Origin of the sequence: Bradyrhizobium sp. SZCCHNR1053 (assembly GCF_032381235.1) — a bacterium.
Lineage (GTDB): Bacteria > Pseudomonadota > Alphaproteobacteria > Rhizobiales > Xanthobacteraceae > Bradyrhizobium.
Window position 1 is genome coordinate 882,757 of the sequence record NZ_JAUHJM010000002.1, and the last position, 13,644, is coordinate 896,400.

The 13,644-nt window shown below is 66.5% G+C and carries 15 protein-coding genes; 9 read left to right on the forward strand and 6 right to left on the reverse strand.

Features of this window, described 5'->3' with window-relative positions:
- Nucleotides 1-111: 111 nt before the first annotated feature.
- The 3 genes from QX051_RS08915 to QX051_RS08925 all read right to left on the reverse strand — a co-directional run bounded on the left by QX051_RS08915 (nt 112) and on the right by QX051_RS08925 (nt 2,286).
- Nucleotides 112-777: an HAD hydrolase-like protein gene (locus QX051_RS08915; RefSeq protein ID WP_315775798.1), complete on the reverse strand. Its 666-nt coding sequence runs from the start codon at nt 775-777 to the stop codon at nt 112-114.
- 141 nt (nt 778-918) lie between these two features.
- The gene (locus QX051_RS08920; protein WP_315775799.1) at nt 919-1,548 is read right to left on the reverse strand and encodes a glutathione S-transferase; all 630 of its coding nucleotides are present in this window, start codon (nt 1,546-1,548) and stop codon (nt 919-921) included.
- A 48-nt stretch (nt 1,549-1,596) separates the two neighbouring features.
- Entirely contained in the window at nt 1,597-2,286 is a 690-nt protein-coding gene (locus QX051_RS08925) for a phytanoyl-CoA dioxygenase family protein (protein WP_315775800.1), read from the reverse strand.
- Here QX051_RS08925 and QX051_RS08930 point away from each other — a divergent pair.
- Together QX051_RS08930 and QX051_RS08935 are read left to right on the forward strand one after the other, a co-directional pair.
- Nucleotides 2,285-2,464, forward strand: coding sequence for a hypothetical protein (locus tag QX051_RS08930; RefSeq protein ID WP_315775801.1), 180 nt, complete (start codon nt 2,285-2,287; stop codon nt 2,462-2,464). The genes QX051_RS08925 and QX051_RS08930 overlap by 2 nt on opposite strands.
- Before the next feature lie 141 nt (nt 2,465-2,605).
- The gene (locus QX051_RS08935; RefSeq protein ID WP_315775802.1) at nt 2,606-3,208 is read left to right on the forward strand and encodes a hypothetical protein; all 603 of its coding nucleotides are present in this window, start codon (nt 2,606-2,608) and stop codon (nt 3,206-3,208) included.
- A 17-nt stretch (nt 3,209-3,225) separates the two neighbouring features.
- Here the strand turns inward: QX051_RS08935 and QX051_RS08940 are convergent, their stop codons facing one another.
- Nucleotides 3,226-4,719 carry an NAD-dependent succinate-semialdehyde dehydrogenase gene (locus tag QX051_RS08940; RefSeq protein WP_315775803.1) on the reverse strand — a complete coding sequence of 498 codons (1,494 nt, stop codon included), beginning with the start codon at nt 4,717-4,719 and terminating at the stop codon, nt 3,226-3,228.
- Between the two features lie 153 nt (nt 4,720-4,872).
- Entirely contained in the window at nt 4,873-5,193 is a 321-nt protein-coding gene (locus tag QX051_RS08945; RefSeq protein WP_315758115.1) for a hypothetical protein, read from the reverse strand.
- A 343-nt stretch (nt 5,194-5,536) separates the two neighbouring features.
- On the opposite strand from QX051_RS08945, the gene QX051_RS08950 reads away from it, so the two are divergent.
- Nucleotides 5,537-6,730 (forward strand): serine hydrolase domain-containing protein, encoded by a 1,194-nt coding sequence (locus tag QX051_RS08950; RefSeq protein ID WP_315775804.1) that lies wholly within the window; start codon nt 5,537-5,539, stop codon nt 6,728-6,730.
- A 185-nt stretch (nt 6,731-6,915) separates the two neighbouring features.
- Here the strand turns inward: QX051_RS08950 and QX051_RS08955 are convergent, their stop codons facing one another.
- Nucleotides 6,916-7,917 carry an adenosine kinase gene (locus QX051_RS08955; protein ID WP_315775805.1) on the reverse strand — a complete coding sequence of 334 codons (1,002 nt, stop codon included), beginning with the start codon at nt 7,915-7,917 and terminating at the stop codon, nt 6,916-6,918.
- A gap of 70 nt (nt 7,918-7,987) precedes the next feature.
- Here QX051_RS08955 and murJ point away from each other — a divergent pair, with 70 nt between their 5' ends.
- The 6 genes from murJ to rimI all read left to right on the forward strand — a co-directional run bounded on the left by murJ (nt 7,988) and on the right by rimI (nt 13,629).
- Nucleotides 7,988-9,547, forward strand: a complete 1,560-nt coding sequence (murJ, locus tag QX051_RS08960) for a murein biosynthesis integral membrane protein MurJ (RefSeq protein WP_315775806.1) — start codon at nt 7,988-7,990, stop codon at nt 9,545-9,547.
- A gap of 49 nt (nt 9,548-9,596) precedes the next feature.
- Nucleotides 9,597-10,649, forward strand: coding sequence for a tryptophan--tRNA ligase (gene trpS, locus QX051_RS08965; protein WP_015663202.1), 1,053 nt, complete (start codon nt 9,597-9,599; stop codon nt 10,647-10,649).
- 188 nt (nt 10,650-10,837) lie between these two features.
- The gene (locus QX051_RS08970; protein ID WP_315775807.1) at nt 10,838-11,332 is read left to right on the forward strand and encodes a universal stress protein; all 495 of its coding nucleotides are present in this window, start codon (nt 10,838-10,840) and stop codon (nt 11,330-11,332) included.
- Between the two features lie 108 nt (nt 11,333-11,440).
- On the forward strand, nt 11,441-12,010 hold the full coding sequence (locus tag QX051_RS08975; protein ID WP_315735567.1) for a NifU family protein: 570 nt from the start codon (nt 11,441-11,443) through the stop codon (nt 12,008-12,010).
- A gap of 438 nt (nt 12,011-12,448) precedes the next feature.
- Nucleotides 12,449-13,150, forward strand: a complete 702-nt coding sequence (gene tsaB, locus QX051_RS08980) for a tRNA (adenosine(37)-N6)-threonylcarbamoyltransferase complex dimerization subunit type 1 TsaB (protein WP_315775808.1) — start codon at nt 12,449-12,451, stop codon at nt 13,148-13,150.
- Entirely contained in the window at nt 13,147-13,629 is a 483-nt protein-coding gene (rimI, locus tag QX051_RS08985) for a ribosomal protein S18-alanine N-acetyltransferase (protein WP_315735571.1), read from the forward strand. Before tsaB ends, rimI begins: the two co-directional genes overlap by 4 nt.
- Nucleotides 13,630-13,644 lie beyond the last annotated feature (15 nt).

Consider the following 13,644-nt stretch of genomic DNA (forward strand, 5'->3'; position numbering starts at 1 on the left):
GTCCCGTGATGACAACTGATCTGCCGCGAATATTCGCGGCTTTCCGGTTCCGGCGCAAGGTTGACGCGCGAACCGATCGGGGTGTCGCGAACACAGGAGGTTGTGATCGAGCTAGACCTTCAGTATCGACAGCACGGCGCACGCGAGATCGGCGGGACTTTCCACGAGGCGGTCCGCGCCGGCCGTCTCGAGCTCGTCGCGACTGCCATAGCCCCAGAGCACACCCAGGCTGCGCATCCTGACAGCGTGGGCGCCAGCAATGTCATGCCGGCGGTCGCCGACCATGATCCCGTGGGACGGCGCGATATTCCGCTCAGTGAGAATATGCGCGAGCAGCTCCGGCTTGTGGTCCAGCAGGCCTGACGGCACCGAGCCGTGGATGGCGTCGAACAGCGACGCAAGATCCAGATGCTCGAGGATGCGGCGCGCGAACACCTCCCGTTTGGATGTCGCGAGATAGAGCCGCAAACCCGCGCCATGCATCTCGTGCAGAGCGTCGCGAATGCCGGGATAGAGTTCGCTGCCGAACAGTCCGCTCTCGCCGTAATGCTGGCGATAGGCGGTCACCGCTTCGTCGACGCGGTCGTCGTCATAGGCCTGCAGCAGCGTCCGCAACATGTCCTGCAGCGGCGGCCCGATGACACTGCGGATATCGAGCGTCTCGTCCGGCGCATGCCCGAGCGCGCGCAACGCCGCCAGGGTGCTCGCGGCGATGCCGGGCTGGGAGTCGATGAGGGTGCCGTCGAGGTCGAGCAGGACAGAGTGAACCGAAGACATGTCCAAGCATAGCGGCGGGCGTGAGAGGCGTAAACGCCCGCTCCGTCCTGCGCACACGCACGGCGTTCGAGAGCGTGCTACGGGACCTCAAATCCCGGCGCGCGAACCTGCCGCTGCGGTCTCGCGCGCCGCACGGCCGGACTAAGCCTTTGCGCTCGGACGGCTCGACACCTCGCCGTACCATCGCTTGAGATGGCGGAGATGATCCGGTGGGTCGAGCTTGGCGCGGGCCGCGAAATCCGCCGTCACCATGGCGCTGATGTCGGCAATGGTGAAGTCGGAGTCGCAGACGAAGGCGTGATCGGCCAGCCGCGCGTCGAGCCAGGCGAAGTAGTGCGCGACGCGCAGACGCCCCCGCTCGGCGAGCGCCGGGATCTGCTCGAGCGGCAGCGGGCCGGGCAGTGCGCGGCTCTCCAGCCCCGGCGCACTGTTTCGGAACGCTTCCTGAATGGCATAGATGCCGTCCCACTCGATCCGCCGGACCCAGCATTCGATCACGGCGCGCTCCTCCGCATTGCGTCCCATCAGAGCCGGCTCGGGATGCAGCTCCTCGACGTAGCGGCAGATCGCGATGATGTCGGTGATCGCAGCGCCGCTGTCGAGCTCCAGGACCGGAACCGTGCATTGCGGGTTCAGCGCGCGAAATTCCGGCCGAAACTGCTCCCCGGCGCGCAGGTCGAGCTGGACGGTGGGAATCGTGAGGCCCTTCTCCGCAAGGAAGATGCGCACGCGGCGCGGGCTTGGCGCGGTGGCGGAATCGTAGAGCCTCATGAGCGTCCTCTCTGCGGGATTTTGGCTGGAAGCAGCGGGATGGTGCCGCTACTCGGCGCCGAAGATCTCGTCCTGATCCATGCGCACCGCACGCAAGGCGCGGGTCCGGCGCCACTCGTCCAGCTGCACCCATGTGGCGTAGGTGATCAGCAGTGAGCGGCGGCGCGCGCCGCTGCGGTTGCGCGTCGCACCGTGCAGCATGTTGACGTCGAACAGCAGGATGTCGCCGGCCTCGCCCGCCGTGACGAACGCCGAGGACGCGGCCTGCGCATCGTCCGTGTCGGGGCGATGCGAGCCTGGCGCCACTTGCGTGGCACCATTGTCGGGGCCGAAGGAATCGAGAAAGGCCAGCGCGGAGACGGAATCGGTGCGCCGGCGCTCGACGCTGTCGCGATGCAGCGGCTGCGCGCCGCCATCGGCACACGGCTCGCGCCCTTCGACCTGGCCGAGGAAGAACGGCGCCTTCAGGACATGATGCACGGCGGCAAGCATCACCGGCAGGCGGCAGACCTGTTGCACCGTCGCATCGAGATCGACCATGGCGTGCCGCCAGTCGCGGCCGCGCGGCACCGGCCATTGCTCCGAGGGCAGCGTGCCGGACTCGAACGCATCGCGCAGTGGCGCGATCCAGTCCGCCGGGATCGCACCGCGCAGCAGCAGATAGCCGTCCTCCTCCAGCCGATGCGCATCGGCTTCAGAAAGCCGGCCGACGCCGGTGCGCGCGGGTGCCGCGGTCATGGTTGAGCTCGCAATCTCGAGGTCAGTGGAAACATTCGGCATCGTCGATGATCAGACGGCTCTCGGCAAGCGGCTGTCCTGGATGGGCACGGCGCGTGGCGGCGCGCGCTTGCGTTCATCCGGATACGGCCGTGACATGACGGCGCGACGGCTGAGCCTGAAGGAGATCCCGCACTGAGGCGATAGGTCGCGCGCGGCGCATCGGCCCGGCAAGGCGCCATTAATCACCCGTTAACCTCATCGACCTACGTCTTCTTGCAACAGACGGCAACGATCAGAAACATAGAGAAGAGAGCGTTCAGACTTTTCGGAAGAGCACATGGCGATCGTCCAAAGCACCAGCCAGATCTCTCCCGCGATGGAGCGGGTCTATCACCAGAGCAACCTGCTCGGCGAATGGAAAGGCAGCTGGACGGCCAGTGGCCAGGCGGTGAGCTTCAAGGTCGTCAACATTCGCGGCGCCGCGGCGACGGTGGAATACACCCACAATGGACGGACCGAGCGCGGCATCGGCCAGGTCAACGGCTCGACCATCGACTTCGGGTCCGTCACGCTCGGCACCAAGAACGGCAAGAACGCGGTACTGCTGTTCTCGGCCGGCGGCGGCAAGGCCACGGCGATGCTGGAAAAGCAGGCGCCTCCCGCCGAACAGAGCAACCTGACCGGAAGCTGGGCCGGCTATTCCGGCGAGAACGGCATGAGCGCGAGCTTTCGCGTGCTCTCCGTCAACGGCAAGGAGGCGCAGGTCAGCGTCACCGCCGATGGCGTGACGCGCCAGGGCACCGGCATCGTCTACAAGAACGTCATCATGTTCGGCCAGACGCAGATCTCGACCGACGACGGCAAGACCGGCAAGGTCATCTACCAGGTCGGCAACAAGTCCTACATGGTGCCGGTGGACAAGCTGCCCAAGACGGCCTGAGCGCAGGCGTCCAAAGTTCACACCCCCGCCATCATCACATACTTGATCTCGAGATATTCCTCGATGCCGTGGTGCGAGCCCTCGCGTCCGAGGCCGCTCTCCTTGACGCCGCCGAACGGCGCCACCTCTGTCGTGATCAGGCCGGTGTTGACGCCGACCATGCCGGACTCCAGCGCCTCCGCGACACGCCAGACCCGGCCGAGATCGCGGGCGTAGAAGTACGACGCCAAACCAAATGGCGAGGCGTTGCACATCGCGATGACGTCGGCCTCGTCCTTGAACCGGATCACCGGCGCGAGCGGGCCGAACGTCTCCTCCTGCGCGACCAGCGCGTCCGACTTCACGTCCGACAACACGGTAGGCTCGAAGAAGGTGCGGCCGAGCGCATGGCGTTTGCCACCAGTGACGATCCTGGCACCGCCCTTGACCGCATCGGCGATGTGGCGCTCGACCTTCTCGACCGCTTCCTCGTTGATCAGCGGGCCCTGCGTCACGCCGGCCTCGGTGCCGTCGCCGATCTTCATCGCCGCGACCTTGGCGGCGAGCCTCTCGACGAACTGGTCGTAGATGCCGTCCTGCGCATAGAGGCGGTTGGCGCAGACGCAGGTCTGACCCATGTTGCGGTATTTCGAGACCATGGCGCCTTCGACCGCCGCATCGATATCGGCATCGTCGAACACCACGAACGGCGCGTTGCCGCCGAGCTCGAGACCGAGCTTCTTCACCGTGCCGGCGGACTGGCGATACAGGATCTTGCCGACCTCGGTCGAGCCGGTGAAGCCGACGAAGCGCACGGACGGATGCTCGCACAGCACCTTGCCGATGTCAGGTGCATCGCCGGTGATGATGTTGAGCGCGCCCTTCGGCAAGCCGGCGCGTTCGGCCAGCACGGCGAGCGCCAGCGCTGATAGCGGCGTCTCGTTGGCCGGCTTCAGCACCACGGTGCAGCCGGCGGCGAGCGCGGGAGACACCTTGCGGGTGATCATCGAGTTCGGGAAATTCCACGGCGTGATGGCGCCGCAGACGCCGATCGGCTGCTTCAGCGCCAACAGGCGCGCATCCGGCTTCTGGGTTGGGATGGTCTCACCATAGACGCGGCGCGCCTCCTCGGCGAAGAACTCGATATAGGCGGCGCCGATGTCGACCTCACCGAGCGCCTCCGTCAGCGGCTTGCCCTGCTCGGAGGTGAGGATCAGCGCGAGGTCCTCGCGGTTGGCCGTGATCAGCTCGAACCATTTGCGCAAGGTATTGGAGCGCTGCTTGGCGGTCAGCCTGGCCCAGGCCGGGAACGCGCGCGCGGCAGCTTCGACGGCCCGCGTCGTCTCTTCAGCACCGAGCTGCGCCACCTTGGCGAGCTCGGCGCCGGTGGCTGGGTTGACGACGGGGAACACCGGCGAGCCGACCCAGGCACCATCGATGTAGCACTGCTCGCGCAGCAGCGACGGATCCTTCAGGCGGTCACGCAGGCTCGGGGCGGCAGTGGAGGCGCGAGCGGCGGCGGGCGGTGTCATCGGGTTCCTCCTCGAAAGCGAGCGATCTTTCCCCCGAATATAGCCACGCGCCAGCCGAGGCGCACGACTCGTGCGCCTCCTCAACGGTACATTCGATCCGGCGATCCGTGCCTGTACGGCACCAAATGCTGAATGACGAGGAGTCGACCAGGATCAGGCCGCGCCGCTCAAATAGGTCTCGCGGCGGCCGATCATGCGCTCCGCCGCCGCCTTGGCGTCGGCCTTGGTCGAGGTCGCGCAGGTGCGGTATTCGAGATCGGGCAACGAGGCGGGATCGCGGCGCCCGAACCACGATTTGTGGCCGACGGGCAAGAGCGCCAGCGCCTGCGCCACATTGTCGACCGCTCCGAACGAATACAGCGCACCGGTCGCAGCGATGCGCACCTCGTAGATGCCGGGCGTGATCGGTGCCTCGATATTGTCACCGCGCCCCGGGCGGGGATACCGCTTCCACTCGCTCCACGTCGAAATCATATCGCCCCCAACGGCGGACATTGCCGCCAAAAACACGTCATCGGCTCGAAAAAGCCGGTCCTTCAACCCTTTAATGCAAAAATGGTTGCAACTCACAACAGTCGCAAGCCCATGGTGGGAACATGGCCCCCATGTGTCGGCCTCGCGGCTGGGTGGAACTAATCATGATTCTGGCGAAAAATTGAAGCGCTGTGGCCTTGCCGCGGCGCTGTTGTCCCCGCCTGCTTCGTCCGCGCCGCATCATCACGAGATCGCGACCGGCCGTTCGACCGACTGTCCTTGCTGGCCGGGCCGGCCCGAGGAACAATCGCCTACCGTCATCAAGAACGGAACGGAGGAGACCATGCAGAACAAGACCGACATCGACGGCGTGCTGCGGCAGAAGGCGGAGGCGGGAGAGATTCCCGGCGCCGTCGCCGTCGCCGCTGACAGCAACGGCATCATCTATGAAGGCGCCTTCGGCAAGCGCGACCTCGGCCGCGACGATCCGATGACCGCCGACAGCGTGTTCTGGATCGCCTCGATGACCAAGGCCATCACCTGCGCGGCCGGGATGCAGCTGGTCGAGCAGGGCCGGTTGTCGCTGGATGCCCCGATCGGCGCGGTGCTGCCCGACCTCGCCGCGCCCAAGGTGCTCGACGGTTTCGACGCCAATGGCGAGCCGATCCTGCGGCCGGCCAAGACCGCGATCACGCTGCGCCATCTGATGACCCACACCGCCGGCTTCTGCTACGACATGTGGAACGGCGACATGGCCACCTATGTGCAGAAGGCCGGCACGCCCGGCATCATCACCTGCAAGAACGACGCTCTCAAATTGCCGCTCGCCTCCGATCCCGGCACGCGCTGGGAATACGGCATCAACATCGATTTCGTCGGCAAGGCGATCGAGGCCGCGAGCGGCCAGACGCTCGACGCCTATATGCGCGACCATCTGTTCGCGCCGCTCGGCATGGACGATACCGGCTTCAAGCTCGGCCCGTCGCAGCGCGCCCGCCTGGTCGGCATGCATGCCCGCGGTGAGGACGGCACCCTGGCGCCGATCCCGTTCGAGCTCGAGCAGGAGCCGGAATTCCACATGGGTGGCGGCGGGCTCTACGGCACCGCCGGCGACTACGTCCGCTTCACCCGGATGATCCTCAACAACGGCCGCGGCAACGGCAACCAGGTGCTCAAGCCTGAGACGGTCGCGGCGATGCGCGACAACCATATCGGCGAGCTGGAGATGACGAAGATGGCCGCGGCGGTGCCCGGCGTGACCAACGACGTCGATCTCTATCCCGACATCGTCAAGAAATGGGGCTTGAGCTTCATGATCACGACGGCGCAGACGCCGGAAGGCCGCAGTGCCGGCAGCCTCGCCTGGGCCGGCCTCGCCAACACCTACTACTGGATCGATCCGGCGCGCGACGTCACCGGCGTGATCCTGATGCAGCTCCTGCCGTTCGCAGACCGGCTGTGCCTGGAGACGTTTGCAGGCTTCGAGCGCGGGGTCTATGCCGGACTCGATGCCGCGGGCGGACAGAAGGCGGCGTGAGCAGACTGCCAACTGACCGGAGTGAGCTCGGAATGAGTTAGTTGGCGTCATGCCCGGGCTTGGCCCGGGCATCCACGTCTTCGGTCCCGCAGCTCAATAAAACGTGGATGGCCGGGTCAAGCCCGGCCATGACGGTGGAGAGAGTTGTGTCTCCGGTGAAAAGAACGCGTGACCACAGCTTCGACCTACACCTTCAGTCCGTTCTGGGCCGCCAATTCCTTCAGCGACACCTGCGGCCTTGCGCCGATGTGCTGGATCACCTCGGCCGCGGCAAGGCCGCCGAGGCGGCCGGCCATCTCGTAACCGGTCTTGCGCACCAGCCCGAACAGGAAGCCGGCGGCGAACAGATCGCCCGCGCCGGTGGTATCGACCAGGCTCTCGATCGGATGCGCCGGCACCGAGATCACGCCGTCGTTCGACACCACGACGCAGCCCTTTTCGCTGCGGGTGACGATGCCGAGCGTGGCGTCCTCACGCAGCTGCTTCAGGGCGCCGTCGAAATCCGAGGTCTGGTACAGCGAATGCAGCTCGGCCTCGTTGGCGAAGACGAGATCGACGGTGCCGCCGCGCATCAGGTCGAGAAACTCCTCGCGATAGCGATCGACGCAGAACGAATCCGACAAGGTCAGCGCGACCTCGCGTCCGGCGTCATGCGCGATCGCTGCCGCCTTCACGAACGCATCCTTGGCGTCCTTCGGGTCCCACAGATATCCTTCGAGATAGATGAAGCGCGCCGCCGCAATCTGCGCGGGATCGATGTCCGCGGCGGTGAGATTTTGCGCGGCGCCCAGATAGGTGTTCATGGTGCGCTCGCCGTCGGGGGTCACCAGGATGTAGCAGCAGCCGGTCGCCGGGCCGTCGGCAGCGGGCGCGGTATCGAAGGTCACGCCAGCGGCGCGGATATCATGCCTGTACATCCGGCCGATCTGGTCGTCCTTGACCTTGCCCACGTAAGCGGCACGCGCGCCCAGGCTGGCGAGGCCAGCGATGGTGTTGGCCCCCGAACCGCCGGACATCTCGGTGGCCGGGCCCATATCGGCATAGATCGCGGCCGCGCGGGCCTCGTCGATCAGCGCCATGCTGCCCTTGGTCATGCCGTGCCGGGTGAGAAAGGCTTCATCGGCATGCACCAGCACGTCGAAGATCGCGTTGCCGATCCCGAGAACATCGTATTTCGCGTCAGTCATCCACTGGCCCCGTTTACGGCGTTTTGCAAACGCTGCGGCCTATCACAAGCGGCGCTGCTATAGAAGCCTGATGATCCGCTCATTCGTGACTGTGTTGTCAGGAACACTGGCCTCGCGCCTGCTCGGCTTCGTCCGGGATGCGCTGATGGCCGCGCTGCTCGGCGCCGGTCCGGTCGCGGACGCATTTCTCGCGGCGTTTCAGCTCGTCAACGTCATCAGGCGATTGCTGACGGAGGGCGCGCTCAATGCAGCTTTGGTGCCGGCCTGGCTGCGAATATACCAGCACGGTGGCACAATGCAGGCGGCAGCCTTTGCCGGGCGCGTGCTCGGCACGGTCAGCGCCGGCCTGCTCGCGGCAACGCTCGTGCTGGCGCTGCTGATGCCGTTCGCGATGACGGTGCTCGCACCAGGCTTCGCCGGTGAAGAGACGCTCACCCTGGCCGTCAATGATGCCAGGCTGATGCTGCCCTATCTCGCCTTCGCCGGCCCCGCGACCGTGCTGCTCGCACTCTCCAGTGCACGAGGCCGCTTCGCGCTGGCCGCGTTTGCGCCGCTGCTCTTCAACGTCGCGCTGATCGTCGTGACCATCGTGCTGCTGACGCAACATCCGGATCCTGCGAACGCCGCACTGCTGCTCGCCGCCACGATCGGCGTCGCCGGGCTGCTGCAGCTCGCCGTCCTCGCGCGGCGAGGCCGCGATGGCCCCCTCGCCTCGCCGGTGCGCGTCACCTTCCATGCGGAAATGCGCGGCTTCTTCGCCAAAGCGCTGCCCGGCATGGTCGCCAGCGCCGGCCCGCAACTGATCGCGGTCGGCGGCGCGATCATCGCCTCCGCCTCGCCTTCCGCGGTCTCGTGGCTGTATTTCGCCAACCGCCTCATCGAGCTACCACTTGGGCTCGTCGGCGTTGCCATGGGCACGGTGCTGGTGCCGGAGCTGACGCGCGCGCTGCACGAGGGCAACAAGCAGGCGCTGGCGGAGGTGCAATCGCGCGGCCTCGAGCTCACGATCGGGCTCGCGCTGCCTGCGGCGCTCGGACTGATGATCCTGAACGAGCCGATCATTCGTTTGCTGTTCGAACATGGCGCGTTCAGCTCGGACGATGCCGCCGCGACGGCGAAGGTGCTGACATGGCTCGCGGCGGCATTGCCGGCGCAAGTACTGACCAAGGCGCTGCAGCCCGCCTTCTTCGCGCGCGAGGACACGCAGACACCGCTGCGCGCGACGCTGATCGGATGCGGTGTCGCGATCGCGCTGGCGTTCCTGCTCGCACAATTGTTTGCGGCAAGTGGCATCGCGGCAGGGCTCGCGCTCGGTGCCTGGGCCAATGCGGCGGTCCTGATCCGGCGTGGCGCCACGAGCTTCGGCTTCGCGCTTCCTCCCGCCTCGCGGCGCCGGCTGCCGCGCATCACCCTGGCCGCCGCGATCATGGGCACCGTCCTCTGGACCGTCGCCGGACGCTTCGCCGGCACGTGGAGCAGCAGCCATCTCGGCGCGGCCGTGCTGCTCGCCGCCCTGATCAGCGGCGCCATCATCCTCTACGGAGTGCTTCTATTGTCCCTGGGCGCCGTAAGCTGGCGCGAAACCGTCCGGGCGATCCGGCAAAAGCCTGCCGGCGACTTGCACCTTTGAGGCGCTCGTGCCAAACGACCCCCCAAAATCATCATCCGGAACAGTGACCATGGCTTTCGTGGAACGGGTTTTCTCGGGCGTCCAGCCGACCGGCAACCTGCATCTCGGCAACTACCTCGGCGCGATCGTCAACTTCGTGAAGATGCAGGAGACGCACAACTGCATCTATTGCGTCGTCGACATGCACGCGATCACCATGCCGATCGATGTCTGGGGCGGCCCGGCCGAGCTCGCGCGCAACACCCGCGAGGTCACGGCCGCCTTCATCGCCGCCGGCATCGATCCGAAGAAGCACATCGTGTTCAACCAGAGCCAGGTCTCCGGGCATGCCGAGCTCGCCTGGATCTTCAACTGCGTCGCGCGCATCGGCTGGCTGAACCGCATGACGCAGTTCAAGGAGAAGGCCGGCAAGGATCGCGAGAACGCATCGGTCGGCCTCTACGACTATCCGGTGCTGATGGCCGCCGACATCCTGCTCTACCGCGCCACCCATGTTCCGGTCGGCGAGGACCAGAAGCAGCATCTCGAGCTCTCGCGCGACATCGCGCAGAAGTTCAACAATGACTACGGCGACTCGATCCGCAGCCACGGCTTCGGCGACGGCCTGTTCTTCCCGCTTCCGGAGCCCTTCATCACCGGTCCCGCGACGCGCGTGATGTCGCTGCGCGATGGTACCAAGAAGATGTCGAAGTCCGATGCCTCGGACTATTCGCGCATCAACCTGACCGACGATGCCGATACGATCGCGCAGAAGGTCCGCAAGGCCAAGACCGATCCGGAGCCGCTGCCGACCGAGGAAAAGGGGCTGGACGCACGTCCCGAGGCCGACAACCTCGTCGGCATCTACGCCGCGCTGTCGGACCGCAGCAAGGCCGACGTGCTCAGGGATTTCGGCGGCGGCCAGTTCTCCAGCTTCAAGAACGCGCTGGTCGAGCTGTGCGTCACCAAGCTCGGGCCGATCGCCGCCGAGATGAAGCGCCTGACCGCCGATCCCGGCTACGTCGAGTCCGTCCTGGTCGACGGCGCCGACCGCGCCCAGGCCATCGCCGCGGAGACCATGAAGACGGCCAAGGACATCGTCGGCTTCATCCGCAAGCCCTGAGCGGCACGGCGCGCTCCGGAGTTGGCCTTGCGGCCGTAGCCAGGATGAGCGAAGCGACATCCGGGCTACTAGGAGCCGCACCACCGGTGTCATTGCGGGCGCAATGGAACCCGCAGCCCTCTCCCCAACGGAGATGGGCTGTGGCAGCATCGCGGCCGGATCGACTTGCAGCAGCAGGCGGGAACGCGATGGCGGCGCAGCGGCAGAGCTACCAGACCGGCCATGCGCCGAAATGCCTGGTCGTGGTCGACGACAGCGAGGAGTGGGACCGCGCGGTCCGCTATGCCGGCCGCTGGGCGGTCCGTTCCGGCGGCCGTATCGTCATGCTGCACGTCATCGAGACGGAGGACCAGAACCAGCAATGGCTGGGGGTCGCCGACCTGATGCGGGCCGAGGCGCAGGAGCAGGCGCATGCCGAGCTCGACCAGGCCGCGGCGCTGCTGTCGGCGATCGGCGTGACCGCGCCGGAACGGGTGATCCGCGAGGGTGAGCCGACGGCGCAGATCCTGGAGACGATCGAGCACGACAGCGACATCGCGCTGCTGGTGCTCGCCGCCCATTCCGGCCCCGAGGGCCCCGGCCCGCTGGTCACCCATGTCACCAAGACGAGCGGCGCCTTCCCGATCCCGCTGGTGATCGTGCCGGGCGATCTCGGTGACGACGATCTCGACGCTCTTTCATAGGCTTAGATCGGAAACGCCGGCCATGCCCCCTTGATCGTGCGCGCGTTCGCGCCATCTGCTATGAGGACACCACAGGCCGGCCTTGAACCGGCGCTGCCGGAGAAAACCATGTTCATCCAGACCGAAGCCACCCCCAATCCCGCCACCTTGAAGTTCATCCCGGGCCGCGTCGTGCTGCCCACGGGCACGATGGAGTTCGGCAGCCGCGACGCCGCCGCGCGCTCCCCGCTGGCCGAGCGCCTGTTCGCCGTCGATGGCGTCACCGGCGTGTTCTACGGCGCCGATTTCATCACCGTCACCAAGAGCGACGGTGAGTGGCAGCACCTCAAGCCGGCGATCCTCGGCGCGATCATGGAGCACTACATGTCGGGCGCGCCGCTGCTCGCCGACGGCAGCGCCGCCAATGATGAATCCGCCGACGAGGACGACGAGTTCTACGACGAGGCCGACACCGAGACGGTCGGCATGATCAAGGACCTGATCGAGAGCCGCGTGCGTCCGGCGGTGGCCAATGACGGCGGCGACATCACCTTCCGCGGCTTCAAGGACGGCATCGTCTATCTCAACATGAAGGGCGCCTGCTCCGGCTGCCCGTCATCGACCGCGACCCTGCAGCACGGCATCCAGAACCTGCTGAAGCACTTCGTGCCCGAGGTGGTCGAAGTCCGGCCGATGTAGCAAGCCAACGGCGAACGGGGTTGGCGAATAGATCTGCGCGCCAATCGCCATCTGCCTCTGCTCACGCTGCGTTGCCGACGGTGGCGGCCACGGCCGCCGCCCGCCGAATGCTCCACGATACCTCGCTGGCTGCCGCGCTCTGCGCGCCATGCCGTCGGTGCCGATCCCGAGCACGGGCTTGCGAGCGATTGATCGCCTCGACCTGGACCGTCGGGCATGGCCTTTGCGACCGGATGGCGCGGCGGCCTGAACGTCGAACGGGACGATCATTCCAATAGCCCGGAAAGATTTGCTTAAATGAGCGCCAATTCAGTAGTTTGCGTTCTTGGTCGTGCGTCTTGATGCGTTTTTCCCGATCAGGATGTAAGAAAGCGGCAACCGACTTTATCAAAGCCCCAAAAAGGTATTCGGCGCTCCCTTCAATGCGAATCTGACCGGATGTTGATCCTCGCCATCGATACTTCCCTCGACCATTGCGCGGCTGCCGTTCTGGACACTGATTCGGCCGCGATGCGCGCCGAGGAAACGCTGCCGATGAAGCGCGGCCACGCCGAGGCGCTGATGCCGCTGATCGCGCGCGTGATGCGCCAGTCGGGCGTCGGCTTCCACGAGCTAGACCGCATCGCGGTAACGACGGGTCCTGGTAGCTTCACCGGACTGCGCGTCGGCCTCTCCGCCGCGCGCGGCATTGCATTGGCGGCGCACAAGCCGGTCATCGGCGTCACCACGCTCTCGGCCTACGCCGCACCCATTGTCAGCGAAGACCGTACCAACCCGGTGATCTCGGCGATCGATGCCCGGCACGACCATGTCTACTACCAAGTCGTGAGCGGCAGCGGCGAAGAGCTGGTCGCGCCTCAGGTCGCTGCGATCGACGACGTCTTGGCGGTCGCGCGGCTCGGCGCCCCGCACCTCGTCGGCAACGCCGCAGCGCTGCTGGCCGAACGGTGGCCTCCGGAAGCCGCCGCGCCAGTTGCGGTCGACTCGCAAAACGGACCCGACATCGCCTGGGTTGCTTGGCTCGGCGCGGCCGCGGACCCGGCGCACGCACCGGCGCGGCCGTTCTATCTGCGCGCGCCCGACGTCAAGCCGCCTGCCGGCGCGGCGCGCGCGCCGGCGCAGACGGCCGTCTCGTCATGAACATGTTCTTCCGCTGGCTCGGCAGCCCCAAACCGTTGATCGAAGCGGCCGCGCCGCGCGACGCCGCCAGGCTCGCCCAGATCCACGCCGCCTCGTTTCACCGCGGGTGGGGCGAAGGCGAGTTCGAGGCCATGCTGGCCGAGCGCAACACCATGATCCATCGGCTGCGGCTCGGGCGGAAACTCGTCGGCCTCATCGTCTCGCGAATCGGCGCGGACGAAGCGGAAATATTGTCGGTTGCACTTGACCCAAATCAGCGCGGCCGCGGATTTTCTCGTGATCTGTTGCTGCAGCATCTCGGGCACCTCGCGGGACGCGGGGTCCGGACGGTCTTTCTCGAAGTGGAGGAAAACAACCAGCCGGCCCGCCGACTCTATGAACGCGCCGGATTTGCGACCGTGGGCCGTCGGGAACGTTATTACCTTCAGCCCGGCGGGGAACAGTTGAATGCGCTTCTGATGCGCCGGGACTTGTCGTAACCTGCGCTTGGTGGC